Origin of the sequence: Amycolatopsis pigmentata, assembly GCF_042684065.1 — a bacterium.
In the GTDB taxonomy this organism is placed as follows: domain Bacteria; phylum Actinomycetota; class Actinomycetes; order Mycobacteriales; family Pseudonocardiaceae; genus Amycolatopsis_E; species Amycolatopsis_E pigmentata.
Window position 1 is genome coordinate 1,211,524 of the sequence record NZ_JBHUKR010000004.1, and the last position, 25,826, is coordinate 1,237,349.

The following is a 25,826-nucleotide window of genomic DNA, read 5'->3' on the forward strand; positions in this document are numbered from 1 at the left end:
CGAGGGAAACGCCCGATTTCTCCAGTCTCTGCGAGGTCCCAACCCGACATGACCACCACCGGCACCCGCGCCCAGGCCAAACCGCTCGTCTCCCACTCCCGCTCCACCGGGCAGATGATCGTGCTCAAGGCATTCCTGTTGATCCCCTTCGCCGCGCTGGTCGCCGCGCTCCCCGCGGCCTGGGGCTGGGGCCTGAACTGGCTCGATCTCGGCCTGGCGGCGGCCTTCTACGTGATCGCGACCCTGGGGGTGACAGTCGGGTACCACCGCTACTTCACCCATGGCGCCTTCAAGGCCGGGCGGCCGCTGCGCGTCGCGCTGGCCATCGCCGGGAGCATGGCCGTGCAGGGCTCGGTCATCTTCTGGGTGGCCAGCCACCGGCGGCATCACGCCTTCGCCGACCGCGACGGCGACCCGCACTCCCCCTGGCTGTTCGGCACCAGCCCGGCGGCCCTGGCGCGTGGCTTCTGGCACGCCCACATGGGATGGATGTTCCGCCGCGAGGTGACCAACTACGAGCGGTTCGCGCCCGACCTGCTGGCCGACGGCGACCTGCGCGTGGTGAACCGGTTCTTCTGGCTGTGGATCACGCTGAGCCTGGCGCTGCCCGCCGCGCTCGGTGGCCTGCTGAGCTGGTCGTGGTGGGGCGCGGTGACCGCGTTCTTCTGGGCCGGACTGGTCCGCATCGCGTTCCTGCACCACGTGACCTGGTCGGTCAACTCGATCTGTCACATGGTCGGCGACCGTCCGTTCAGCAGCCGCGACAAGGCCGCGAACTTCTGGCCGCTGGCGATCCTGTCCATGGGCGAGTCCTGGCACAACTCGCACCACGCCGATCCGACCTGCGCCCGCCACGGCGTGCTGCGCGGTCAGATCGACGTCTCGGCGCGGGTCATCTGGATCTTCGAGAAGTTCCGGTGGGCGCATGACGTCCGCTGGCCCCGGGCCGAGCGCCTCGCGGCCAAGCGCGTCCGGGCCGTCTGAGGTCAGACCGCGTCCCTAGCCGCCGCGAGAAGTTCGTTCGCGTCGGCGAGATCTTCGCCGGTCGGCGGGTCGTCCTGAGTGAGGCCGGCCCGCCAGTAACCGGTGAAGTCGATGGCTGTCTTGTCGATCTTCCGATCCCCCACCAGATACCTGCGCAGCGCGCGCACCGTGCCGGCCTCGCCGCCGAGCCACGCGAACACCGAACCCGCGGGGAATTCCGCCTCCGTCACCGCGTTCGTGAGCAGGTCGCTGTGTCCGGCGGGGATTCCGTCGCGGTGCAGCCAGCGCAGCGTCACCTCGCCCCGTGTGTCGAACCGCTGCTCCTCAGCGGCGTCGGCGACCTCCACGTAGGCCAGGACGCGGACGCCGTCGGGCAGCGATTCGATCATCGTGCCGATCGCCGGGAGCGTCGTTTCGTCCCCGGCCATCAGAACCCAGTCCGCCTCGGCGAGCGACGCGCTCAAGGGCACCGTGCGGGCGAACATGTCCGAAGGCCCGAACATGCCGAGGGTGTCGCCGGGACGCGCCGACCGGGCCCACCGGGTCGCGGGGCCTTCGCCGGAGTCGCCGTGCAGGACGAAATCCACGGTGACGGTGGAAGTCCCAGGATCGTGCGCGCGGACCGTATAGCTCCGCGTCCACGGCCGTTCGGGTTCCGGAATCGCGGTGAAAGCCTGGTACCAGCCGGCGAAGCCGCCGTCGGCGTCCGGGAGGCGCGGCAGGTCCTGACCCGGTTTCGGGAAGTACAGCTTCACTTGCCGATCGGGCTCACGTCCGGTGAGATGGGCGCCCTCGAAGGTGATACGGGCCATCCCCGGTGTGATCCGGCCGGCCTCGGCGACCCGGATCAATCCGACCGGCAACCTCGTCATCGAAACTCCTTCCGCGGCTTCTGCACGAACCAGCCGGATCCGCTCCGGCTCCTTCGATTGTTTCATTGAACTTCCCTGGGAGACTTTTCTCGCATTTTCCGACGTAGACTCGGCCAAATCCTCCAAGCGCAGGTGAGCCGACAGGGCGCGGGTGGCGCCAGGGCGCCGCACGGCTATCTTCGGATCGAACGCGGAAACAAATGCCGATGTCCGCTAGGGACACGTTCCGCGCAAGCGGACAAGGAGGTCGAATGCCGACGGCAGTGCAGATCCGGCGGACGGGTGGACCCGAGGTGCTCGAAGTGGCCGAAGTGGACCCCGGTGAGCCCGGTCCCGGGCAGCTCCTGGTCGACGTCATCGCCGCGGGGGTGAACTACATCGACACCTACCACCGTGCCGGCATCTACCCGCTCGACCTGCCGGTGACCCTGGGCATGGAGGGAGTGGGCACGGTCGTGGCCGCGGGTCCGGAGGTGACCGGGTTCTCGCCGGGCGACCGGGTCGCCTGGCAGGGACAACTCGGCAGCTACGCCGAGCGCGCGGTCATCCCGTCCGCCATCGCGATGCACGTGCCCGCGGAGATCCCGGACGAGACCGCCGCCGCCATGATGCTGCAGGGCATCACGGCGCACTACCTCGTCCGTTCCACCTACGAGGTTCAGGAAGGCGACACCGTCCTGGTGCACGCCGCGGCGGGCGGAGTCGGCCTGCTGCTGGTCCAGTTGGCCAAGGCTCGCGGGGCACGCGTGATCGGCACGGTCTCGACCGAGGAGAAGGAACGGCTCGCCCGGGACGCCGGTGCCGACGAGGTGATCCGGTACGACCAGGTCGACTTCGCCGCGGTCACCCGCGAACTCACCGGTGGCGAAGGCGTGGCCGCGGTCTACGACGGGGTCGGGAAGTCCACTGTGGACGGAAGCTTGGCCAGCCTGCGGATCCGGGGCGTACTCGCGCTGTTCGGCGCGTCGAGCGGACCGGTCCCGCCGATCGATCCGCAGCGGCTCAACGCGGCGGGTTCGGTCTACCTGACCCGGCCGACCGCCGCGCACTACGTGCGCACGCGCGACGAACTGGACTGGCGCGCGAGTGAACTGTTCGACGCCGTCACCAGCGGCAAGCTCGCGATCCGCGTCGGGGGCCGCTACCCGCTGGCCGACGCCCGCCAAGCGCACGAGGATCTCCAAGGGCGCCGTACCACCGGCAAGCTGCTGCTGATCCCCTAGCTCGAATCCACGCTCATGGGCGCGGCGGGCCGGAGCCGTCGTGGCCATGAGCCGTCGTGCGGCTGACGGCGAAATGACCGATTCCGCCCAATCGGCGGCGCCGAATCGCTACCCTTCGAGGCATCGACAGACCCGAATTGCCAACTGGGGGCCAGCGGTGCGGTACTTGTCGCGAACTTCGTTCGCGCGGACTTTGGTATTACTCGGATGTGCCGGCGCACTGATCGCCGGCTGTGATTCGGGGACGGGGTCCGCGCCGGGGCCGTCTTCGGCGCAACCGCCTTCGGCCGGCCATGGCGAAGACCTCGGCTACCACGGCCCGGCGCTGCCCGGCCTGGAGGCCCAGCCCATCGCGCATCTGGTGAACATCACGTTCGGCGCCGGCAAACCGTACGTCGTCGGCGACTCCTTCGCCTTCGTGACCTTCAAGGGTGGCGCGGACGGGGACCGCTCCGGTTCGACGCCCGCCACGGTCACCTTCTACGACGCGATCACGGGCCGGAAGACCGCGACCGCCGACGTCCCGCTGTGGGATCTGCACGCGCCGCAGGTAGGTGAGTCCGGGGGCGCGCCCGCGATCTTCTTGCACGGGACCGAAACCCGCGAATCGGACGGCCTGAGCCGGACGAAGAAGGTGGAGCACCAGGTCGGCTTCGATTCATCCGGGCGCAAGGTGAGCGACCTGGCGTGGGACTCCGGTGACGACCGGGTGGCGGTGGCGGGGTGGACCGCCACCAAGGCGACCAACGATCATCTGACCAGGGAGGAACTGACGGTCTACGCCGCCGACGGCGCCGCCCGGCTCAGCCTGCCCGCCGACCATGGCGCCATCACCGCCGTCGCGCCGGTCCTCGACATCATCGCCGGTGACATCGCGCTGGTGCGGCACACCCGCGAAGGGCGGACAGGCGCCGAACACTACCTCGCCGCCTACGACCTGGCCCGCCCGGGCGCTCCACTGTGGACTTCGGACACCACGCGTCCCCAGGCCGCGACCAACCCCGACGCGTCAGTCTCGTTCCTCTCGCGTGGCACCATCGGACTGATCTATCCGGCGGGCTCGGGCAAGGCGACCGTCGCGGTGCAGGACGTCCGCACCGGCGCGGTCAAGGGTGCGACACCCGCCATCGACAAGTACCCCGGACTCCGCGACAGTTCCGTCGGTGAAGCCGACAACGCCGGTTCCGGCGCCGCCGTGCTCGCGCTGACGCACGCGTCGTCCGGCCACGGCAGCGTCGCGGTCAGCCTGGCCGACGGCCACGTGCTGTGGCAGCAGACCGGTGACCAGGAAGGTTTCGCGCCGGACGTCGTCGTCGGCGGCACGGTCTACGGAACCTCGGCGCAAAGTCCTGGCCGGGGCAAGGGTGACGCGGCACGGCCCAGCCTCGCGCTCGACCTCGCGACCGGACGGGTCCAGGAGAAGTCCCTGACGACGGCACCCATCGCGGCCACCGACAGCGGGTATGCCATCGTGCCGGAGATCGGCGACGACACTTCGGGCGAGGACGCCGGAGCCAAGGGCAGTTACTGGATTTTCCGGGCACGCCAAGGTTGATCCGGTAGTGCCGCCCGCTCGCCAGGGCGGGCGGCATCATCGAGCAGGAACGATCAGGTGCCGACCGCGGCGCGCAGCGTTTCCTACAGCGACGACTGCGCACGCGCGACGAACTGGATTGGCGCGCAAGTGAACTGTTCGACGCCGTCACCAGCGGCAAGCTCGCGATCCGCGTCGGGGGCCGCTACCCGCTGGCCGACGCCCGCCAAGCGCACGAGGATCTCCAAGGGCGCCGTACCACCGGCAAGCTGCTGCTGATCCCCTAAGCAAGGCCAGGGGCCGGCGCGGTTTCGTCATGCTCCGCTTCCCTTGGCCGCGTCCGAACCGGCAGCTGGTCCAGACCACGCATGAAGTCCTGGCGCAAGGTCAGCTCGGTGGCCGGGACGGCGAGGTCGAGCGCGGGGAACCGGGTCATCAAGACGGTCAACGCGACCTTGGCCACCAGCCGGGCGAGTGGCGCGCCGAGGCAGTAGTGGATGCCGTGCCCGAAGCCGAGGTGCGGGTTGTGCGCACGATCGAGCCGCAGCTGGTCCGCGGCGGGGAACCGGTCTTCGTCGCGATTCGCCTGTGCCAGGCTGATCTCGACACGGGTGCTGGCCTGGACGGTCCGGCCGGCGAGTTCGAACGTCTCGGCGGCGATCCGGGAGTTGTCGATGGCCAGCGGTGTGTCGTAGCGAACGAATTCCTCGATCGCGGTGGCCAGCAGGTGCGGCTCCGCGCGCACGCGGTCCCATCGGCCGCGGTCCTCGAGCAACCGGAACACGCCGTTGCCGAGCAGGTTCTTGGTCGTCTCGTGGCCGGCGATCAACAGCATGAAGACCATCGAGGTCAGCTCGTTCTCGGAGAGCCGATCCTGACCGTCGCGGACCTCGATCAGGTCGCTGAGCAGGTCGTCACCTGGGTGTGCGCGCCGCTGGGCGAGCAGATCCCGGATGACCGTCAGCATCCGGGCCAACTGCGCGGGCATCTCCTGCCGGCGGGCCGGGCCGGCGGCTATGATGGCCGTCCAGGTGACGAATTCGTCTCGCATGCCGGCCGGGACTCCGAGCAGGTCACAGATGACCTGTAACGCCAGCGGCAACGCGTAGGCCTGGATCAGCTCGACCGTCTCGTGGGCCGGTACCTCGTCGAGAAGTTCGTGTGCGACGTGCTCTATGCGCGGACGCATCGTTTCGACGCGCCGGGCGGTGAAGGACGCGGAGATCAATCGGCGCAGGCGCGTGTGATCCGGCGGATTCGCGAACATCATCTGGTTCACCATCGCGTCGAGCACATCAAGGGAAACGCCCATCGAGGAGAGGTCGAGGTGCTTGATGACGCGCTGATCGGAAAGCGCTTGCCGGGCGGCGTCATAACCGGTGACCAAAAGAGCCTTCGTACCGTCCTGCCCCGTCGTCTCCTGGATTTTTTCCACGAAATGCTCCTTCTCCTCCAATGCCGGTCCGTGAAACAATTCATAACATGATTTTCATCTTCCTTGCTTGAACGAGAAAGCCACTTCGTGGAACTTCGAGGCCACCTGGTTCAATGAACCCTGTGAGTGAGCAGGCGGATGGCGGGAAGAGCAGCGGTGGTGCACCGGCACCATGCGCCCCGGGCACCAGCGAGAAAACCCAGGTGCGTACCCGTGATTCCCGGGCCAGGGATGTCGTCGTCACCGACTTCTCCACGGTGACCAGGTTGGCGGTCGAGACATCCGCGGACACCGAGGACACGCTCAGGCTGTTCGTGGTGCGGCGCGGCGCCTGGACACTGCGATACGGCCGCACCGAGGCCGTTCTCGACGCCGGTCGTTTCACGATGCGGCGTTCGAACGGACTGAACGGCTACGAAATGACCCCGCACACGTCGGGTGTGACCATTGGGCTGCCGCCAGAAATGGCCGAAGCCATGACCACGCCGATAACCGGCCCGGCCGCCACGCCCGAAGTACGTCTGCTGCTGGCCCATGCGAGCCTGCTGCACGAGACGATCGGCGAACTCGCCGGAACCGGTGTCGAGGCGGCACGGAGCGCACTGATCGAGTTGGCCCGCGGCGTGGCGCATCGCTACGTCGACGACGCAGAGCCTGCCCTGGTGCCCGCGCTTGTCCGGGCCGCCCGTGAGCTCGCCGATCAGCGACTCGCCCATCCGGAGCTGGCGCCCAGGCTGCTCGCCCGCGAACTGCATGTCTCCGTGCGCACCCTGACCCGCGCGTTCACCTCCACCGCCGAACCGGTCGGCGCCTACATCCGGCGCCGCCGGCTCGAGGAAGCGCGTCGTGAGCTGGCCGCCGGGTACACCGTCTCACAGGTCGCGGCACGCTGGCAGTTCGCCGACAGCAGCCACTTCGTCCGCGCCTTCCGCAAAAACTACGGCGAAACCCCGGCCGGATACTCCCGAAGCCGCGGATAGCAGGGTTACGTGCCGACCGCGGCGCGCAGCGTTTCCTTCAGCGACGAGGTGGTGGCGATGACCGCGGTGGGCTCGTAGCCGCAGTGCGCCATGCAGTTGGCGCAGCGCGGGTCCTTGCCCCGGCCGAACTTGTCCCACTCGGTCTCTTCGATGAGTTCCCGCCAGGTCTTGGCGTACCCGTCGTCGAGCAGATAGCAGGGCCGTTGCCAGCCCAGCAGCGAGTACGACGGGATGCCCCACGGGGTGCACTCCAGGTCCCGCTTGCCTTCGAGGAAGTCCAGGAACACCGGAGAGTGGTTCAGCCGCCACTTCTTCCGCCGGCCCCCGGCGAAGGCCTTGGTGAACAACTCGCGCGTCTGCTGCACGCCGAGGAAGTGCTCCTGGTCAGGCGCCTTCTCGTAGGCATAACCCGGCGAGAGCTGCATGTTGTCCACGCCGACTTCGTCGTTGAGGTAGTCGAGCACGTCGATGACGTCCTGCGGGGCGTCGGTGTTGAAGAACGTCGTGTTCGTCATCACCCGGAAACCGGCGTCCTTGGCCATTTTGATCGCGTCGACGGCCGCCTGGAAGCCGCCTTCCTTGCGCACCGAGGCGTCGTGCTTTTCTTCGAGGCCGTCGATGTGCACCATCCACGCGAAGTTGCGGTGCGGCTTGAACTTGTGGATGTGCTTGGGCAGCAGGAGCGCGTTGGTGCACAGGAAGACGATCTTGTTGCGCTCCAGCAGGATCCGGGTGATCTCGTCGATCTGCGGATGCATCAGCGGCTCGCCGCCGGCGATGGAGACCATCGGCGCGCCGCTCTCCTCGACCGCGCCGACCGCCTGCTGCACCGGCATCCGCTGCTTGAGCAGGTGGGCGGGCTGCTGGATCTTGCCGCACCCACCGCATTTGAGGTTGCACGCGAACAGCGGTTCCAGCTCGACCAGGATCGCGTATTTCTCCCGGCGCCTCAGCTTCTGCTTGGCCAGGTACGCGCCCAGCCGGATCGACTGCCGTAACGGCATTGCCATGACTACCCCACCTCCCGCGGTAACGTGAAAACGACATCCTCATCGGCCACCTGGCTTTCCCGCACGAAACGGCGGCCGAGACCAGTCAGGCACCGGGTCAGCTCGTCGACCAGGTGCGGGGGTGCCGAAGCACCCGCGGTGATGCCGACGCGCCGGGCGCCCGCCAGCCAGCGAAGGTCCACTTCGGACACATCGTCGATCAGGTGCGCCGGGGTGCCCCGCCGCTGTGCCACCTCGACCAGCCGCTTCGAGTTGGACGAGTTGGCGGAGCCGACCACCAGCACCAGATCGGCCTCGTCAGCCACGGCGCGCACCGCACGCTGGCGGTTCGTCGTGGCGTAACAGATGTCGTCCCGGCGCGGGGCCGACATCGCCGGGAACCGCTCCCGCAGCACGCCCGCGATCTCCTCGGCCTCGTCGACGGCCAGGGTGGTCTGCATCGCGTAGGCCACCCTGTCCGGATCGCGCGGCCGCACCTGCGCGGCGGCGGCCGCGTCCTCCACGACCACCACGTGCTCGGGCGCCTCGCCGAGTGTGCCTTCCACCTCCTCGTGATCGGCGTGCCCGATCAGGAACACCGTGTCCCCTCGCGCGGAATACCGGCGCACCTCGTTGTGCACCTTGGTGACCAGCGGGCAGGTGGCGTCGATGACCTGGAGCCCGCGGTCCGCGGCGGCCGCGCGCACCGACGGCGCGACGCCGTGCGCGGCCAGCACGGTCCGCGCCCCGGCGGGCACCTCGTCGACCTCCTGGACGAACACCGCGCCCAGCTTTTCCAGCCGCCGCACCACGTGCACGTTGTGCACGATCTGCCGCCGCACGTAAACCGGGGCGCCGTAACGTTCGAGCGCGCGCTCGACGATCTCGATGGCCCGGTCCACCCCGGCACAGAACGAGCGGGGGCTGGCGAGCAGGATCTCGCCGGGACCGGCCGCCTCGCACCACTCCCGCAGCACGCCCGCGGCGGTGCGCAGCGAGCGCAACCCGGAGATGCCCCGCAACACCGTGCCCGGCCGCCACAGCGGATGCCCCGGAGTGTCCACAATGGAACGGACAACGGCCAGCGGGCCCGGTGCGGCGGCGAAGGCGGATGACTCCATGTCGACCGCGAGCGCGCCGCCGTCGGCGAGCCGGACCCGTTCGGCGCCCTCCACGATCACGTCCGAAGACGCTATCGGTCCGGTGTGGACGGTCAGCCCGTGCCGCCGCAGGGCGGCCGCGAGCAGCGGGGCCGAGGGCACCGGAACCCGCCCGCGCGGACCGTCGAGTTCGGTGGCCACCACCAGGTCTCCCGGCCGCACCCGGTCGGTCACCGCCCCGGCGACTCCCGCGACCAGGACGGGTGCCTCACCGAGCCGGGCCGCCGACTCGGCCGCCCGCCGTGGCCCCATGCCGGTGTGCAGCACTCGCATCCCCGGCCCCCGCAACGCAGCGGCCTCCAGGCGCATCGGCGCGCAGACGACCCCGGTCATGTGGGCCAGCCCTTCAGATACCGCCCGAGCGCGGAGACCGGGAACACGATCCGGTAGAGGTGGTAGTTGATGTAGAAGTCACCCGGGAACCCGGTTCCGGTGAACTGCGGCTCGTCCCAGGTGCCGTCCGGGCGCTGGTGCTCCACCAGCCATCGGACGCCACGCTCCACAATGGACGATTCACGCTCGCCCGCGGCGAGCAGCGCCATCAGCGCCCAGGCCGTCTGCGAAGCCGTCGAAGTGCCCCGGCCGATCCACTCGGGATCGCGGTAGGAGCGCAGGTCCTCGCCCCATCCGCCGTCCGGATTCTGGTGCGCGGCGAGCCAGTCCACCGCCCGCCGGATCGGCACCGCCGAGGGCGAGACCCCGGCGGCCACCAGTGCCGGGACCACCGCGCCGGTGCCGTAGACGTGGTTCGCACCCCAGCGGCCGTACCACGAACCGTCCTCACGCTGGTCGTCGAGCAGCCACAGCACTCCGCGCCGGCATTCGGTTTCGCCCGAAAGTCCTTCCGCGGCCAGCATTTCCACCACGTGCGCGGTGACGTCGGCCGACGGCGGGTCGATCACCGCGCCGAAATCGCAGAACGGCAGGCTCAGCGTGAGCCGCTGCGTGTTGTCGGCGTCGAACGCGCCCCAGCCGCCATCGGCGGACTGCATGCCCCGCGCCCAGGTCACCCCGCGGTCGATCGCCTCCTTCAGGCGGCGCGGATCGGGGTGACCGGCACGGCGCAGCGCCAGCACGATCTCGGCGGTGTCGTCGACGTCGGGATAGACGTCGTTGGCGAATTCGAACGCCCATCCACCGGGCGGGGTGGCCGGGCGGCGCACCGCCCAGTCGCCGGGCTGCCGGATCTCCTCGCCGAGCAGCCAGTCCGCGGCCTTCACCACGACCGGATCGTCGGGCGGCACACCGGCGTCGGCCAGCGCGATCACCGCGAGCCCGGTGTCCCATACCGGCGACTGGCAAGCTTCCAGGCGACGAACCGGGCCCTCGGGGGTGTCCTCCCGGATGATGAACCCCTCCAGTCCTTCGAGGCCGGCTCTCATCGCGGGGTGGTCGAGCGGATAGCCGAGCAGGTGCAGCGCCAAAAGGGAATAGACCCAGGGCGGCTGGATACCGCCCCACGAGCCGTCCGCCTCCTGCCGTGCGAGGATCCACTCGGCCGCCTCCCGCATGGCCCGCTTGCGCAGCGGCTGGACGGGCAGCTTTCCGTACTGGTGCAACGCCTTGTCGAGATAGTGGAAGGCGCCGCGCCAGGTCCACGGCGCGACCAGCCGGCCCCCCGGCTTGGTCCCCGTGCGGATCTCGTCGACGTCGAACGGGAGCGGGCGGACCGGACGGAGCGTGGAAACGATCGTCAAGGGCACCACGGTCTGACGTGCCCAGCACGCCCAGTCGTAAACGTTGAGCGGGAACCACGACGGCAGAAAGATCAGTTCCGGGGGCATGGTGGGCAGTTCGTCCCACGACCACAGGCCGAAGAGCGCCAGCCAGATGCGGGTGAACACGCGGCTGGCCTCCAGGCCCCCGCCCGCCCGCACGAACTCCGCCGCGGCCCGCATGTGCGGCTCGCCGGGATCGTCACCGGCCAGCCGCAGCGCGACCCAGGCTTCGACCGTGGTGGAAAGGTCGCCGGGACCGCCGTAGAAGTTCGCCCAGGTGCCGTCGTCCCGCTGCTGCGAACGGATCCAGCGCGCGGCTTCCTCGGTGTCCTTCGCACCCCGGACGCCCAGGAACTCCCGCAGCAGAAGGTCTTCGGCGTCCATCGTGACGTTGGTTTCCAGTTCGCCCTTCCACCAGCCGCCCTCGGCCTGCAGCCCCTTCAGGTGCGCCACCGCGCGGTCCAGCGCGAGGCTCTCCGCCGTTTCCTCCTTCGCGGACAGACTTTCGGGCATCAAGCCTCCCTCGTCACGATGAACCGCGCGAGTGAAAGCAGTTCCTCCCGCGCGTGGTCGCCGATCTCGGCTTCTTCGAGCTTGTGCTGCCCGGCGGTCATCCGGCGATGGGCCTCGTCCAGCGCCCAGCGACGGCCACCGGCCTGGTCGACGAGATCGGCCGCATGCCGCAGGCTCGCTTCGTCGGGCTGGTCCGGGGCGGCCAGCCAGGCGGATAGTTCCCGGCCGATCGCGCCGCCGTGGGTGATCGAGTAGGTGACCGGCAGGCTCTTCTTGCGCGCCCGCAGGTCCGAATACACCGGCTTACCGGTGGTCGACGGCTCGCCCCAGATGCCGAGCACGTCGTCGACCAACTGGAAGGCCAGGCCCAGGTCGGCGCCGAACCCGGCGAGCGCGCTGACCGTGGCGGCCGGCGCTCCGGCCAGCACCGCGCCGATCGCCGTGCTGGCGGACAGCAAGGCGCCCGTCTTGCCCGCGGCCATGTCGAGGCATTCGTCGAGGGACACGTCATGCCGTTTTTCGAAGGCGACGTCGAGGACCTGGCCGCGAATCAGTTCGTTGACGGCCTCCGACATCAGCCGTGCCGCGGCCACCGCGGCCGGGCCGTCGACCTCCAGCAGCACTTCCTGGGCCAGCGAAAGCATCGCGTCGCCGGTGAGGATCGCGCTCGCCGCGCCGCGTACGGCCCACACGGTCGGGCGGTGCCGCCGCTCGGTGTCGCCGTCCATCAGATCGTCGTGCAGCAACGAGAAGTTGTGCACCAGTTCGACCGCCACCGCCCCGGGCAGCCCGGTTTCGGGCGCGGCACCGGCGGCTTCCGCCGACAGCAGCGCCAGCGCGGGACGGACCGCCTTGCCGCCACCCGAGGTCGGGTTGCCGTCGAGGTCGGTCCAGCCGAGGTGGTAGTAGGCGATCGACCGGCTGGTCGGGTCGAGGCGGTCGATCGCGGCCCGCAGTGCGGGTTGGACCGTCTGCCGTCCCTGCTGCAGGGAATCGAGTACGGCGGTCATGACGTTTCCTCCGCGAGTTCGCGCGCCCCCGCGACCGTGTCGACAGGGCGCTCTTTGGCAGTGCGCGTCACGTCGCATGGATAGGCGCCCTGCCGCCCCGGTAGCGGATAAAGAGGGCGCGCTCTGTGGTCACCATGACAGCCGCGAGTCGGCACAAGGAGTCTCATACTTGTTCCTCCGGCACTCTGCGCGGACGGCGCGCTTCGTCGGCGCTCTGCTCGCCCCGGATCGACGTGAGTGTTGTCATGCGAGGATCCCCTCCCTTTTTCTCGGCATGCTGCTCGAGCAGGGCGCCGGCCGCGGCCACACCGCTGCGGACGGCGCCCTCCATCGTCGCGGGCCACCCGGTCGCGGTCCACGCACCGGCGAGCACCAGCCCGTCGGCGCCGGTGACCGGCCCGGGGCGCAGTGCCGCGCACCCCGGAGCCGGGCGGAAGGTCGCGTGCCGCTCCCGTGTGACGAAGAAATCCCGTACCCCCGCCCCAGTCCCCAAAACCTCCCGCAGCGCGGGAAGGAGCCGCTCCCGGATCGCGTGCACCGGCGCGTCGATCAGCTCGTCGGCCGCGGACATCGACACCGCCACGTACTGACCACTGTCCACACCGGACGGTTCCGTGCGGTCGAACACCCACTGCACCGGGGAATCCACCGCGGCGACGAACGGCTGATCCATCACCCGGCGGTCGAAGACCACGTGCACGTTGACGATCGGGGAACTGCCCAGGCCCGCCGCCCATCCCTCCGGCAGGTCCACACTGCCCGGCGGCAGCAGGCGCTCCGCGGCGGCCGGCGGCACAGCGAGGACTACCGCGCGGGCCGTCACCGACGTCTCCCCCGCGCTCACGAGCCACTCGTTCCCCTCGCGGCGCAGCCCCGTCACCTTCGTCGCGGTCGCCACCTTGGCTCCCGCCGAGGTGAGCGCGAAGTGCGCCGGATCACCGTGCAGTTTCCGCAGCGGCACCTTGGACCAGCCGATGTCGGCCGCGGCCGCGTCGGTGAGCAGACCGAGCTGGAACACGGTGGCGGCCAGTCCGAGGGAAGCATCGGTGGCCGGGGCGTTGAGGGTCGCGATACCGACCAGGTCCCACAGTTTGGTGACGGCGTCCGCGCTCTGGCCATGAGTGGCGAGCCAGGTCGCGAACGACTGCGCGTCCGACGACGGCGCCGCCGGGTCGACCCCGCGCAAGGCGAGCGCGGCACCGGCGAACCGCAACCGGTCGGCCAGCCTGAGCGGACGGTACTTCAGCACCGAGTCGGCGAGGTGAAGGGGCGCGGGCAAACCGTTGCGGCGCAACCACACCGGCTCGGCCAGTCGCGGCGAACGGACGGGAATGGCCAGCTTCGGTTGCAGAAACGCCTTGTCACTCACCCCCAGCCTGCGCAACAGCTCCTGGTAGGCCGTGCAGCAGCGAAGGAAGACGTGCTGGCCGTTGTCCACCTCGATCTCGCCCCGGCGGAACGAGTGGGTCAGACCACCGAGGTGGCGCCGTGACTCCAGCAGCGTGACGTCGAGTCCCGCGTCGGCGCAGGCCAGCGCGGCGGTGATCCCGGCCAGGCCGCCGCCGACCACCACGACGTCACGGAGGGGTGTCATGGTTGTCTCCCGGTCAGCGCGCGCACCGCCACGACCAGTTTTTCCTTGCCGGACAGGGAAAGCCTGCGGTCGAAGGTGTCCGAAGGACGCTCGGCGATCCGCTCGCCGAGCCTGCGGTAGATGCCGGCCATCGCCAGGCAGCAGGCGCCGCTGCGCCGGTCGAGCAGCGGCCCGAGGCGCAAACCGTCTTCGTACCACTCGTTCGCGCGAGCCGCACAGTGCCGGATCAGGGCCGTCAGCCTGCCGTCGGGATCGGCGAGCCGGCCCGCTTCGTCGAGCTTCAACTCGACGCCGAAGGACTCGAGATCCTCACGGGGCAGGTAGACCCGTCCGTTCATCAGGTCCTCACGGATGTCGCGCAGGATGTTGGTCTGCTGCAACGCGATGCCGAGTGAGTCCGCGTACCGGGCCGCGTCCGGATGCGGCTTGCTGCCGAACACTCCCAGGCAGAGCCGCCCGATCGAACCCGCGACGCAGCGGCAGTAGGTGGTGAGTTCGTCGAAGGTGTCGTAGCGCCGCCCTTCGATGTCCATCCAGACCCCGTCGAGAAGTTCCTCGAAGGCCGTCAACGGGATGGGGAACCGGCGTGCCGCGTCGGCCAGGGCGACATACACCGGGTCGACGGCGGTTTCCAGCGCGGCCAGCGACTTGCGGACCTCTTCCAGCTGATCGGCTTTCTCCGCGGTCGGCAGGTCACCGTCACCGATGTCGTCGATGCGGCGGGCCAGGGCGTAGACGGCGCACAAGGCCGACCGGCGGCGCCGGGTGAGCAACCGGATGCCGTAGTAGAAGTTGCGCGCTTCGGTCCTCGTGATCGACTCACAGACCACGTACGCCTCTTCGACCTCCGTCACGCCCACCGGCGACCTCCCAGAAGTTCGATCATGTGGATGAACAGGTCCCGGCGGCTCGGCTTGGGCGGACCCGCCAGGACCTCCCAGTCGGCGCGCCTCAGCGCGTCGGCGGTGGCCAGCCCGCCCGCCACGTAGCCGGCGATGGCCAGGCGGGCCCAGCCGTGCAGGCGGCGCACCAGCGGGGCGCCTTCGGTCAGCAGTTCCATCGCCCGCCGGGACTGGGCTGCCACCGCGGGCCTGACCCCGGTCAGGTCCCGTTCGTCCACCCCGAACGCCGCCAGGTCACGACGCGGCAGGTAGATCCGGCCCGCGCGGTGGTCCTCGGCCACGTCCTGGCAGTGCTCGAGAAGCTGCAGCGCGGTGCACACCCGGTCGGAAAGCCGTTCCGCTTCGGCCGAGCGGACGCCGAAGATCCGCAGCACGATGCGCCCGACCGGGTTGGCGGAGAGCACGCAGTACGCCTCCAGGTCGTCCTGCGTCGCGTACCTGGTGACGGTCTGGTCTTGAAGGTTGGCCTGAACCAGCCGATCGAACGGTTCGAGGTCGAGCCCGCGCGCACGGACCGTGACGACCAGCCTGCGCAGCACCGGCTCCTGCGGCTGCCCGTCGTCGAAGACCCGCGCCAGGTCCTCCCGGAAACGCAGGAGCGCCGCGGTGCGGTCACCGGCGGATTCGTCGCCGAGGTCGTCGATCACCCTGGCCACGTCGTAGAGCGCGCCCAGGTCACGCCGCAGGTCCCGGGGGAGTATCCGTAACGCTACCGGGAAGTTCTCGGCGTGTTTCTTTTCGCGCAGCCGCGCCTGCCCGACCGTGTCATGACCTGCCGGTGCCCGTCCCATCGGCCCATAATCCATCCAGAGGGCTCACGGGTTCTTCACACGGGAAACAAATTCGGGGATGCCCCGGTTGTCACGAGCGAACAGTATGGACGCATGACCAGGGCGGGGTGGCGAAACGAGCGGAAGCAGAGCGGGGAGGCAGCCGGGGAAGTGGTGAACGAACCGAGAACGCGACGGAAACCGCCGGAAATCGGCGACCTGACCGGTGGCGAGGGAAATGTGCCGTCCCAGGCGGACGGCGCCGAGACGCCCACCGGAGTCAAACTCGACGATCTCGCGATGGCGATCGCCGACCGGCTGCCCCGCATGCTCGACGACGTCACCAGGCTGTTGTCGGACCACTGGCCGGACTACGCGGAGTTCATGCACACCGAGCGCGACGAGGTGCTCGTTTCGGCCACGATGTTCGTGCACCGCCTGGTCGGCATGGCCAAATGGGACATCACCGAACTGTCCGGTGCCTCCGACCGGCCCGCCGAGGGCCTGGGCGAGCAGCCGCTGTTCGAAGAGATCGGCCGCGCCCAGTGGCAGCAGGGCAGGGACCTGACCAGCCTGCTTTCGGCTTACCAGATCGGGGCCAGGGTGGCCTGGCATCACGTGGCCGAGGTGGCCCTGGAGGTCGGCGTCCCCTCCGACGTGTTCGCTTCACTGGCCGAAGCGGTGTTCATCTTCGTCGACCAGCTCTCCTCGGCGTCGGCCCGCGGCTACGTGCTCGAGCAGTCCGAGGCCGCGGCGGCGCGGGAACGGCTGCGCGACGAACTGGGCAACATGCTGCTGTCGGACCGGTCGGACTCGGAGGCGATCCGCGCCACCGCGGCCAGGGTGGACTGGCCGGTACCCCGCGAGGCCGCGGTGATCCTGGTCGAGCCGGACAACCCGGTCGGTACCGCGCTGCTGGCGCGTCTGGACCATTCGTGCCTGCACGTGCGGCGGGAGCGGATGGTCTGCGCGATCATCCCGGATCCCGACGGACCGCAACGGCGCCAGCGGCTGGCCACCGCGCTGCGCGGGGCCGGGGCCGTGGTCGGCCACGCGGTGCCGCTGGCCCAGCTGCCGGCCAGCATGCGCGTGGCCGAGGTGGCCGTCCAGCTTCGCCGGTCCCATGTCCTCGCGGACGATCCGGTGTTCGTCGACGAGCACCTCGACGCGATCATCGTGCACCGCGATCCGCGGCTGCTCGACGCGCTGCGCGCCCAGTGTCTCGCGCCGCTGTCCGAGGTGGGCCCGGTCACCCGGCAGCGGCTGTGCGAGACGCTGGTGTCCTGGCTGCGTCACCTCGGTGACCGCCGGGCGGTCGCCGAGGAGTTGCACATCCACCCGCAGACCGTCCGCTACCGCCTCAGCCAGTTGAGGGAACTTTTCGGTGAAGCGCTCGACGATCCCGACAACCGCCGCCGCCTCACCCTCGCCCTCGCCTGGGGCGGCCCCGAAACCTAGGCTGTGTTTCAGAGGCGCGCGATCGGATTTGCGGAGACGGGCGGGAACGGCCGCCGCGCTAGCTCAGTTCGTCGAGGACCTTCTGGAACTCGTCCACGAACCGTTCGGCGTCACCCGCGAAGGCCGGGTCGGTGGCGACGGTCATCGAGAACACGCCATACCAGCCGAGTACCCCCACCACGAACGGTGTCCCCGGCGCGATCGGGATGATCGGGTAGGCGGTGATCAGCGGGTACTCCCCCAGCGCGGTCACCTGCCAGGTGGCCCCCGGCATGTTGGACACGGTGCCGTTGAAGAACTTCCCGCCATAGACGGCCCGGGCGAACCACGCGTGGAACGCGGGCGGCATCAGGTCCGCGATCCTGGTCATGACGAACCTCGAAGCGATCACGCGGGTGCCCGTGCGCAGACGGTTCGTCGCCTTCGCGATCGCGGCCAAGCGGGCTCGCTCGGGCATGTCGCCCAGGGGAACCTCGACCATCACGCCCGCGGTGATGTTCCCCACGCCGCCGTCCTTGCCGGGTCTGATCTCGGCCGCCATCAGCGGCACGTTCACCAGCAGCGTCGGCGGGAGCGGGTGGTCACTGATCCGGCGAAGCGCCCCGGCGGTCCCGGACAGCAACAGGTCGGTCACGCGGGCCCCGCGCGCCCGGGCCAGATGCCGGACCGTGTCCAGGTCCAGTGCCAGCGTGGCGAAGCGGCGCTCCGCGACCGGGCTCACCGGCAGTGCCGCCCGCGGCCGGCGGTCGGTGGCCAACTGCGCCAACCCGATCACACCGCCCAGAATCCGCCGCGGCAGGCTCGGAAGCACCACGTCCTCGACGCCCGCGGTGAGATCCGGGGAGTCGAACAGCCGGAGCATCAGGTTGACCGTGCCGATCCCGTCCGCGACCGAGTGGTGCACCAGCGACACGATGGCCGCCACGTTCTCCTCCACCCCCGCCACCAGGCAGAACCGCCAGAGCGGGCGATCGCGTGGCAGCGGCCGCGCGGACAGCCCGGCCACCAGTTCGTGCAGCGCGGACATCCCGCCGGGACGCCCGTCCGGGCGAGTCAGGTCGAAGGCCGGGACGTGCCATTCCCAGTCGAGGTCCTCGTGCGGGACCCAGCGGGGACGACGCCACCGTGACGACGGTGACGGCCGCAGGCGGAACCGGGGCAGGGCCGGGAGTTTCGCCTTGATCGCCGCGATCGCCTGCTCCCGCCGGGGCGGCCCGCCCGCCTTCGCGGTGTCCAGCATGATCAGCCCACCCACATGATGCGGTGCCGCGGGCGATTCCACGTGCAGGAAGAACGCGTCCGACGAGGGCACCCGTTCCGCTCGCTGTTCAGCCACGCTTGTGATCATCGCAGCAACGGTGCCCGGTGTTTTGTGGGGGCACGGCCCCCACACCCCCGCTGGGGGCAAGCCCCCAGACCCCCGCAGGAACCTCAGGAGCCTCCGAAACGCGCGGCAAGGCCGCGATACAGACCGGGAACCAGACCGCGCACGGCCACGGGTACGCGTAGCCAGCGCGGGACGTAGGACTCGGCGCGGCCGTCGCGCACCGCGCGGACCACCGCGGCGGCGACCCGTTCCGGCGGCACGGGCCGCGGCGAGCGGCGCTCGTAGGGACGCCCCCGCCGGGCGAAGAACTCGGTGTCCACCACACCCGGAACCACGACACCGACCTTCATACCGGTGCCCGCCAGCTCGAACCGCAGGCTTTCGGCGAAGGAGTCGAGACCGGCCTTCACCGCCGAGTACACCGCCTCCCCCGCGACGCCGGTGCGCCCGGCGATGGAGGTGACGAAGACGACCCGGCCCTGGGGGCTCAAGGCGGGAAGCAGGGCGCGGGTCAGCTCGATCGGCGCGGTGAGGTTCACCGCGATCAGGTCCCGCACCTGCTCCCGCGTCATCTCCGAGAACGCCCCCGCCCAGCCGATCCCGGCGTTGTTGACCAGCGCGTCCACCGTGCCGAACCGCTCGGTGACCTCCGCGGCCACCCGGCTCACCGCCTCGGTGTCGGCGAAGTCGGCCGGCAGAGTCAATCCGCCGGTGCGGCCGGCCAGCGAGGCGAGCCGTGCAGGGTCACGGCCGTGCAGAACCAGCTTCGCACCGGCCCGTCCCAGCTCCAGCGCGGTGGCCGCGCCGATGCCCGACGACGCGCCGGTCACCACCACGACCGCCCCGCGCAGCTCCATCGGCGTCAGCCGGCGACCTGTGTCACGTCGACCACGAAGACCAGCGTCTCGTTCGGCTTGACCTGCTGGTTGCCCGACGGCCCGTAACCGAGGTCCGGCGGGACCACGATCAGCCGCCGCGCGCCCTGCTTGACGCCGTTGAGTCCCTGCTCCCAGCCCGGCACGGCCTGGCCCTTGCCGAGGGTGAAGGAAAACGGGTGCGCCCCCTGGTCCACTTTGTCCGACCACGTGACGAGGTCGTAGTTCACCGTGAGCGCGCTGCCCGCCTTGGCGGCCGGACCGGTTCCGGGCGTGAGGTCCTTGACCAGCAAGGTGGTGGGCGCGGTGCAGGTGTCGGGGATCGTGATCGACGGCTTGGCGCCGGGGTCGCCGGCGACCTTGATGTCGTCGGCGGTGCACACCCGCGCCTGCGTGGAAGGCTTCGCGGCGGACGAGGACGCGCCCACCGGGTTCGGCGCCGGATACGCGGGCCCGTCGCCGGGCGGATAGTCCGAGGCCTTTTGGCTGTTGACGCACCCCGCGAGGCTCAGCGCGGCGGCGACCACGATCACGATCTTGCCAACGTTACCGATCCGACTGAAAGAAGGCCGATACGGTCCGCAGCCGATCTGCTCGTCGACATCCGTTTCCGCCGTGGCTGCCGTCGGATTGGTAACGAACGGTCCAGTACGCATGGCGCTCACCTTAACCGGCGTTGACCAGTCGATTTCCGGTACCCGGTGTTGCCTCCCCGCGATGGGCCTCAGCCCACGATTTCCCGTTCTCCGGCCGAGAGTTCCCACTCTTCACGCACGGGGACGATGCCGAGCCGGCGCGTGGCACGGGTGAGCGCCACGTAGAGGTCGTTCCACCCGCGCGGGGATCCGGCGACGATCTCCTCCGGGGCGACCACCACCACGCCGTCGAACTCCAGCCCCTTCGCATCGTCCACTGTGGACAATGACAGTCGCTCGTCGTCGGGCAGATCCGCCCGCAGCCGCTCGATCCACTCCGGCGGACACAGCACACCGACCGTCCCACCGTCCGCCGCCGCCAGCTCGCCGTCCACGACGGAGCGCAGCCCGACTTCGGAAATCGGGCGCTGCCAAGGGGAAACGCCGCTCTCCCGCACCGACAGGGGCACCCGGAGGCCCGGGTCCACCCGCGCCAGCGCGGCCGCGGCGAGGGACATGATCTCCACCGGCGTGCGGTAGTTGACGGTGAGCTCGCGCAACCGCCACCGGTCGCCCACGTGCGGGCCGAGGACGTCCTGCCAGGCCGAAGCGCCCGCGGGGGCGCCGGTCTGCGCGACATCGCCGACCAGGGTCATCGACCGGCTCGGGCACCGGCGCATCAGCAGGCGCCAGTCCATCGGGGACAGTTCCTGTGCCTCGTCGACGATCACGTGCCCGAAGGTCCACGTGCGATCACGGGCCGCGCGCTCGGCGGCGGTCAGTTCACCCCGCCGCTGCTGCCGCTCGGCGAACAGTTCGGCGTCGAGGATGTCGGCGACCCGGAGGATCTCCTCGTCGGCGATCTCCTCGTCCTGCTCCAGGATGTCCAGCACGCCCTCGGCGTAGGCGCGTTCCTCGCGCTCCCGCCGCGCACGCCGGGCCTGCCGGTCGGTGTCGTCCACACCGAGCAGTTCGGCCAGCTCGTCGAGCAAGGGCACGTCGGCCGGTGTCCACGAAGACTTCGGCGGGCGCACCAACCGGTCCCGTTCCGCTTCCGTCAGGGCCGCCGCCGCACTGTCCAGGCGCTCCCGCGACGCGAACAGCTCTCGCAGCAGGCGTTGCGGTGTCAGCGTGGGCCACAGGGAGTCGAGCGCGGCTCGCACGGTCTCCGAAGCGGCGAGTTCGGCCCGGATCTCGGCGTGGTCCCCGGCGTCGAGTACGGTCGCGTCCGTCCTTTCGCCCTCCTCCACCGGAATTTCGGGAACGCCTTCGAACAGACCGACCTCGAACCCCTCCGTGGCCTGGTCGACGAGCACTTCGAGCAGTTCCTCGACGAACACTCGCCGGGCGGGATTATGGGGGCGGCGCGTGGCGCGCGCCTTGGCGCGGGCTCGTTCGCAACTCACGCGGTCGAGCGTCAGCACGGTGTCGTCGAACTCGACCTCCAGAGCGGTCTCGGGCACCTCCTGCCGGTCCCGGACCGCCTGGGTGAGCACGTCGGCCATCACCGCCCGGCCCTTGATCTCAGCGGTCTCGCGGGAGTCCTGTCCGGTGGCGCGCACGCCCGGGAACAGCTGCCCGACCGTGGACAGCAGCACCCCGGTCTCCCCCAGCGACGGCAGGACCTGGGCGATGTAGCGGAGAAAGGTGGTGTTCGGGCCGACCACCAGCACACCGCGTCCGGCCAGCCGCTCCCGGTAGGTGTAGAGCAGGTAGGCGGCACGATGCAGCGCGACCGCCGTCTTGCCGGTGCCGGGACCGCCCTGCACGACCAGCACACCGCCGAGTTCGTCACGGATGATCCGGTCCTGCTCGGCCTGGATCGTGGCGACGATGTCGCTCATCTCGCCGGTCCGGCGGCGTTCCAGCGCGGCCAGCAGGGCCGCCTCCCCGGCGAGCCCGAGGTCGTGTCCCTGATCGGCCGCGTGCAGGTCGAGCACCTCGTCGTCGACGCCGACGACGGTACGGCTCAGCGTGCGGATGTGCCGCCGGCGGCGCACTCCCTCCGGCGACGCCGCGGTGGCGAGGTAGAACGGCCGGGCAGCGGGCGCGCGCCAGTCGAGCAGCAGCGGCTCGTAACCGCCCTCCTCGTCGAAGAGGCCGATCCGCCCGACGTAGTGGGCCTCGCCGTCGAGAAAGTCGAGGCGGCCGAAACACAACCCCTGCTCGACCGCGGTGATCTGGGCGAGACGTTCCGAATACATCGAGGCGGACACGTCACGCTCCGTCCTCGCCTGGGGCGTCCCGCCGGTGCGGCCGAGCGCGTCGGTCAGCCTGCGCTGCGCGCCCTCCCGCTCGGCGTCGAGCTTGCGGTAGAGCATCGACACGTAGTCCTGCTCGGCCGCGATTTCGGTCCTGTTCTCCGGTTCCCGTTCCGCCGACAGGGACAAAGAGCAACTCGCTTTCGCTTGGAGGATTCCGGCCGTTTCGCCGAGCGCAATGACCAACGAGTCTACCGGCGGAAGAATTCCCCCGTGGGTGAACGAACGCGGCGCGCCGGTGGCGTTCCCCCAGCTACAGCGGCAGGCCCAGGGCCGGCATCCCGATCGCCGAGTCGATCGCGAGCGCGCAGAAGACCACCATCAAATAGGTGTTCGAGCGATGGAACAACGCCATCGGCTTGGTCTTGGCCCCGCGCTTGACCTCACCGTGAAGCCGGTGCGCGTAGAACAGGAACCAGGCTCCGGCGACGAGCGCGAAACCCGCGTACAGCCAGCTCGTCGCGGGCACCAGCAGCAGCGTCCAGCCGACCATCACCCACGAGTAGACGACGATCTGCCGCGCCACATGCTCCTCGGTGGCGACCACGGGCAGCATCGGCACGCCCGCCCGTTCGTAGTCCTCGCGGTACTTCATCGCCAGCGCCCAGGTGTGCGGCGGCGTCCAGAAGAAGATCACCCCGAACATCACGAAGGCGGGCCACTGCACGGTGCCGGTCACCGCGGCCCAGCCGATCACCACCGGCATGCAGCCGGCGGCCCCGCCCCACACCACGTTCTGCGCGGTGCGCCGCTTGAGCACCAGCGTGTAGACGAAGATGTAGAACAGGATGGTCGTGACCGCGAGCACCGCGGCGAGCAGGTTCACCGTCAGGTACAGCATCGCGAACGACGCGGCGCCGAGCGCGATCCCGAACACCGCGGCGTTGCGGCGCGGCACCGAGTCACGGACCAGCGGACGGCGGCGAGTGCGGTTCATCACCTTGTCGATGTCCGCGTCGATCACGCAGTTGAGCGCGTTGGCGCTGCCCGCCGCCATGGTCCCGCCGGCGAGGGTGGCCAGCATCAGCCACGGCGACGGGATCGCCCGGCCCGCGAGGAACATGGCCGGGATCGTTGTGACCAGCAGAAGCTCGATGACCTGCGGTTTCGTCAGCGCGAAGTAGGCGCCGGCGAGGCGGCCCAGGCGGGCGACCCGCGACGGCCCGGTGGCGTCGACGCGGTCACTGCGGCCGCGCGCAGTGTTCACCGACGCCATGTCGCTCCCTGGATCGAGGTAGGCCGCGCGGGGCGACCCTTGCCACAGATCGTAATCACGCCCGCTTCCGGCCTTGGTGCTGGGGGTTCGGGTGTCACGCCTGCCACCTTCGGGTAGCCAGCCACTAGGCTGGCCGCCGGGGGGCCTGGTTTGTGGTGGTGCGCACGGTCCGCCCCCGCGACGGACTCTCCGGTGATCGCGTGCGGCACCATCTCCGGCCTGGAAGAAACACCAACTACGACAGCACGGGAGTTCGAGCTCAGTGTCCGAAACCGCCAATCTCGCCGAGACCAGCCCTCTGCTCAGGCGGAACGTTCCCGCCGACTGGACCGACCTCGACACCCGCGCCGTGGACACCGTCCGCGTGCTCGCCGCGGACGCGGTCGAAAACTGCGGCAGCGGTCACCCCGGCACGGCGATGAGCCTGGCGCCGCTGGCCTACACCCTCTACCAGCGCGTGATGCGTCACGACCCGGCCGACCCGGAGTGGCCGGCGCGCGACCGGTTCGTCCTCTCCGCCGGGCACAGCAGCCTCACCCTCTACATCCAGCTCTTCCTGGCCGGCTACGGCCTCGAGATGGAGGACCTGGAGCAGCTGCGCAAGTGGGACTCCCGGACACCGGGGCACCCGGAGTACCGGCACACGCCGGGCGTGGAGACCACCACCGGCCCGCTGGGCCAGGGCCTGGCCAACGCGGTCGGCATGGCGATGGCCGCCCGCCGCGAGCGTGGGCTGCTCGACCCGGACACCGCTCCCGGTGAAAGTCTCTTCGACCACCACATCTACGTCATCGCCTCCGACGGCGACATCGAGGAGGGGGTCACCTCCGAAGCGTCCTCGATCGCCGGGCGGCAGGAGCTCGGGAACCTGATCGTCTTCTACGACGACAACAAGATCTCCATCGAGGACGACACCACCATCGCGCTGTCCGAGGACACCGCCCGCCGCTACGAGGCCTACGGCTGGCACGTGCAGGTCGTCGAGGGCGGCGAGGACGTGGTCGCGATCGAAGAGGCGATCAAGGCGGCCAAGGCGGACCCGCGGCCCTCCTTCATCCTGCTCCGCACCATCATCGGCTATCCCGCGCCGAAGAAGATGAACACCGGCAAGGCGCACGGCGCGGCGCTGGGCGCCGACGAGGTCGCGGCGGTCAAGGAGATCCTGGGCTTCGACCCGGAGAAGAGCTTCCAGATCGAGGACGAGGTGCTCGCGCACACCCGCAAGGCGACCGAGCGGGGCGAGAAGTGGCGTGGCGAGTGGCAGAAGCGCTACGCGAAGTGGGCCGAGGCCAACCCAGAGCGCAAGGCGCTGGCGGACCGGCTGTCCACCCGGAGCCTGCCGGAGGGATGGGCGGACAAGTTGCCGTCCTGGGAGCCCGACGCGAAGGGCATCGCCACCCGCAAGGCCTCCGGTGAGGTGCTCTCCGCGCTGGCCGACGTGCTGCCCGAGCTGTGGGGCGGTTCGGCGGACCTGGCCGAGAGCAACAACACCACGATGAAGGGCGCCGACTCCTTCGGCCCCGAGAAGGCCTCCACGAGCATGTGGAAGGCGAACCCCTACGGCCGGACCCTCCACTTCGGGGTCCGCGAGCACGCGATGGGATCGATCCTCAACGGGATCGCGCTCCACGGGGGCACCCGCCCGTACGGCGCCACGTTCCTCATCTTCAGCGACTACATGCGCCCGCCGGTCCGCCTGGCCGCCCTGATGAAGGCACCGGTGATCTACGTGTGGACGCACGACTCGATCGGTCTCGGTGAGGACGGCCCGACGCACCAGCCGATCGAACAGCTGGCGGCGCTGCGCGCCATCCCGGGCCTGAACGTGGTCCGGCCCGCCGACGCCAACGAGACGGCCGCCGCCTGGAAGACCGTGCTGGAGGACAAGCACCACCCGTCGGGAATGGCACTGACCCGGCAGAACGTTCCCGTATTGGAGGGCACCTCGGCCGAAGGAGTGGCCCGTGGCGGTTACGTGCTCGCCGACAGCGACGGCACGCCGGACGTGGTGCTCATCGGCACCGGTTCGGAAGTTCAGCTGGCCGTGGCTGCCCGGAAGGCCCTGGAATCGGAAGGGGTTCGAACCCGGGTGATCTCCATGCCGTGTGTCGAGTGGTTCGAGGCACAGGACCAGGACTACCGCGAGTCCGTGCTGCCCTCCGGGGTGAAAGCCCGGGTGGCGGTCGAGGCGGGCATCGCGCAACCCTGGTACCGCTTCGTCGGCGACGCCGGTGAAATCGTGTCGATCGAGCACTTCGGTGCTTCGGCCGACTACCAGACTCTTTTCCGCGAGTTCGGGTTCACCGCCGACGCCGTCGCCGACGCCGCGCGCCGCTCGCTGGCGAAGACCCGCGAATCCTGAAAGGGGAT

20 protein-coding genes and 1 pseudogene are annotated in these 25,826 nt (G+C 70.1%); 7 read left to right on the forward strand and 14 right to left on the reverse strand.

The features are described 5' to 3' along the window. Positions 1 to 48: 48 nt before the first annotated feature. Complete coding sequence (locus ACFSXZ_RS07300) at positions 49 to 984, forward strand: acyl-CoA desaturase (RefSeq protein ID WP_378262560.1); 936 nt, start codon at positions 49 to 51, stop codon at positions 982 to 984. A gap of 2 nt (positions 985 to 986) precedes the next feature. Here ACFSXZ_RS07300 and ACFSXZ_RS07305 read toward each other — a convergent pair whose 3' ends face one another. Continuing rightward, positions 987 to 1,856 (reverse strand): siderophore-interacting protein, encoded by an 870-nt coding sequence (locus tag ACFSXZ_RS07305; protein ID WP_378262562.1) that lies wholly within the window; start codon positions 1,854 to 1,856, stop codon positions 987 to 989. 251 nt (positions 1,857 to 2,107) lie between these two features. Between ACFSXZ_RS07305 and ACFSXZ_RS07310 the strand changes: the two genes are divergently transcribed. The 3 genes and pseudogenes from ACFSXZ_RS07310 to ACFSXZ_RS07320 form a co-directional block, all read left to right on the forward strand. After that, positions 2,108 to 3,079 carry a quinone oxidoreductase family protein gene (locus ACFSXZ_RS07310; RefSeq protein ID WP_378262564.1) on the forward strand — a complete coding sequence of 324 codons (972 nt, stop codon included), beginning with the start codon at positions 2,108 to 2,110 and terminating at the stop codon, positions 3,077 to 3,079. A 166-nt stretch (positions 3,080 to 3,245) separates the two neighbouring features. Then, positions 3,246 to 4,634, forward strand: coding sequence for a hypothetical protein (locus tag ACFSXZ_RS07315; RefSeq protein WP_378262565.1), 1,389 nt, complete (start codon positions 3,246 to 3,248; stop codon positions 4,632 to 4,634). Positions 4,635 to 4,672: 38 nt separating this feature from the next. Then, positions 4,673 to 4,900, forward strand: a pseudogene (locus ACFSXZ_RS07320) (zinc-binding dehydrogenase); the annotation flags it as partial. Here ACFSXZ_RS07320 and ACFSXZ_RS07325 read toward each other — a convergent pair. Then, positions 4,897 to 6,048, reverse strand: a complete 1,152-nt coding sequence (locus tag ACFSXZ_RS07325; protein WP_378262567.1) for a cytochrome P450 family protein — start codon at positions 6,046 to 6,048, stop codon at positions 4,897 to 4,899. The pseudogene ACFSXZ_RS07320 and the gene ACFSXZ_RS07325 overlap by 4 nt on opposite strands. A 122-nt stretch (positions 6,049 to 6,170) precedes the next feature. On the opposite strand from ACFSXZ_RS07325, the gene ACFSXZ_RS07330 reads away from it, so the two are divergent. Beyond that, entirely contained in the window at positions 6,171 to 7,028 is an 858-nt protein-coding gene (locus ACFSXZ_RS07330; RefSeq protein ID WP_378262569.1) for a helix-turn-helix domain-containing protein, read from the forward strand. Between the two features lie 5 nt (positions 7,029 to 7,033). On the opposite strand, the gene hpnH is transcribed toward ACFSXZ_RS07330, so the two are convergent. The 7 genes from hpnH to hpnC form a co-directional block, all read right to left on the reverse strand. After that, a complete protein-coding gene (gene hpnH / locus ACFSXZ_RS07335; RefSeq protein WP_378262571.1) occupies positions 7,034 to 8,038 on the reverse strand; it encodes an adenosyl-hopene transferase HpnH in 1,005 nt (334 codons plus the stop codon). 2 nt (positions 8,039 to 8,040) lie between these two features. After that, a complete protein-coding gene (gene ispH, locus ACFSXZ_RS07340) occupies positions 8,041 to 9,510 on the reverse strand; it encodes a 4-hydroxy-3-methylbut-2-enyl diphosphate reductase (RefSeq protein ID WP_378262573.1) in 1,470 nt (489 codons plus the stop codon). Continuing rightward, positions 9,507 to 11,408, reverse strand: coding sequence for a squalene--hopene cyclase (shc, locus tag ACFSXZ_RS07345; protein ID WP_378262575.1), 1,902 nt, complete (start codon positions 11,406 to 11,408; stop codon positions 9,507 to 9,509). Before shc ends, ispH begins: the two co-directional genes overlap by 4 nt. Then, positions 11,408 to 12,418, reverse strand: coding sequence for a polyprenyl synthetase family protein (locus tag ACFSXZ_RS07350; RefSeq protein WP_378262577.1), 1,011 nt, complete (start codon positions 12,416 to 12,418; stop codon positions 11,408 to 11,410). Before ACFSXZ_RS07350 ends, shc begins: the two co-directional genes overlap by 1 nt. Before the next feature lie 163 nt (positions 12,419 to 12,581). Then, positions 12,582 to 14,012 carry a hydroxysqualene dehydroxylase HpnE gene (hpnE, locus tag ACFSXZ_RS07355; protein WP_378262579.1) on the reverse strand — a complete coding sequence of 477 codons (1,431 nt, stop codon included), beginning with the start codon at positions 14,010 to 14,012 and terminating at the stop codon, positions 12,582 to 12,584. Beyond that, positions 14,009 to 14,866 carry a presqualene diphosphate synthase HpnD gene (gene hpnD / locus ACFSXZ_RS07360; protein ID WP_378262581.1) on the reverse strand — a complete coding sequence of 286 codons (858 nt, stop codon included), beginning with the start codon at positions 14,864 to 14,866 and terminating at the stop codon, positions 14,009 to 14,011. Before hpnD ends, hpnE begins: the two co-directional genes overlap by 4 nt. Continuing rightward, positions 14,863 to 15,705, reverse strand: coding sequence for a squalene synthase HpnC (gene hpnC / locus ACFSXZ_RS07365; protein WP_378262583.1), 843 nt, complete (start codon positions 15,703 to 15,705; stop codon positions 14,863 to 14,865). Before hpnC ends, hpnD begins: the two co-directional genes overlap by 4 nt. A gap of 93 nt (positions 15,706 to 15,798) precedes the next feature. On the opposite strand from hpnC, the gene ACFSXZ_RS07370 reads away from it, so the two are divergent. Then, positions 15,799 to 17,142: a PucR family transcriptional regulator gene (locus ACFSXZ_RS07370; RefSeq protein ID WP_378262585.1), complete on the forward strand. Its 1,344-nt coding sequence runs from the start codon at positions 15,799 to 15,801 to the stop codon at positions 17,140 to 17,142. A 58-nt stretch (positions 17,143 to 17,200) separates the two neighbouring features. On the opposite strand, the gene ACFSXZ_RS07375 is transcribed toward ACFSXZ_RS07370, so the two are convergent. From ACFSXZ_RS07375 to ACFSXZ_RS07395, 5 genes are all read right to left on the reverse strand, one after another. Next, entirely contained in the window at positions 17,201 to 18,478 is a 1,278-nt protein-coding gene (locus tag ACFSXZ_RS07375; protein ID WP_378262587.1) for a wax ester/triacylglycerol synthase domain-containing protein, read from the reverse strand. A gap of 95 nt (positions 18,479 to 18,573) precedes the next feature. After that, positions 18,574 to 19,326, reverse strand: coding sequence for an SDR family NAD(P)-dependent oxidoreductase (locus tag ACFSXZ_RS07380; protein WP_378262589.1), 753 nt, complete (start codon positions 19,324 to 19,326; stop codon positions 18,574 to 18,576). Positions 19,327 to 19,331: 5 nt separating this feature from the next. Further along, positions 19,332 to 19,898, reverse strand: a complete 567-nt coding sequence (locus ACFSXZ_RS07385; protein WP_378262789.1) for an FKBP-type peptidyl-prolyl cis-trans isomerase — start codon at positions 19,896 to 19,898, stop codon at positions 19,332 to 19,334. A 170-nt stretch (positions 19,899 to 20,068) separates the two neighbouring features. After that, positions 20,069 to 22,363, reverse strand: a complete 2,295-nt coding sequence (locus ACFSXZ_RS07390) for an ATP-binding domain-containing protein (RefSeq protein WP_378262791.1) — start codon at positions 22,361 to 22,363, stop codon at positions 20,069 to 20,071. A 130-nt stretch (positions 22,364 to 22,493) separates the two neighbouring features. Further along, positions 22,494 to 23,456 (reverse strand): heme o synthase, encoded by a 963-nt coding sequence (locus tag ACFSXZ_RS07395; protein WP_378262591.1) that lies wholly within the window; start codon positions 23,454 to 23,456, stop codon positions 22,494 to 22,496. Positions 23,457 to 23,718: 262 nt separating this feature from the next. On the opposite strand from ACFSXZ_RS07395, the gene tkt reads away from it, so the two are divergent. Continuing rightward, positions 23,719 to 25,818 carry a transketolase gene (gene tkt / locus ACFSXZ_RS07400; protein WP_378262593.1) on the forward strand — a complete coding sequence of 700 codons (2,100 nt, stop codon included), beginning with the start codon at positions 23,719 to 23,721 and terminating at the stop codon, positions 25,816 to 25,818. The last annotated feature ends 8 nt before the right edge of the window (positions 25,819 to 25,826 follow it).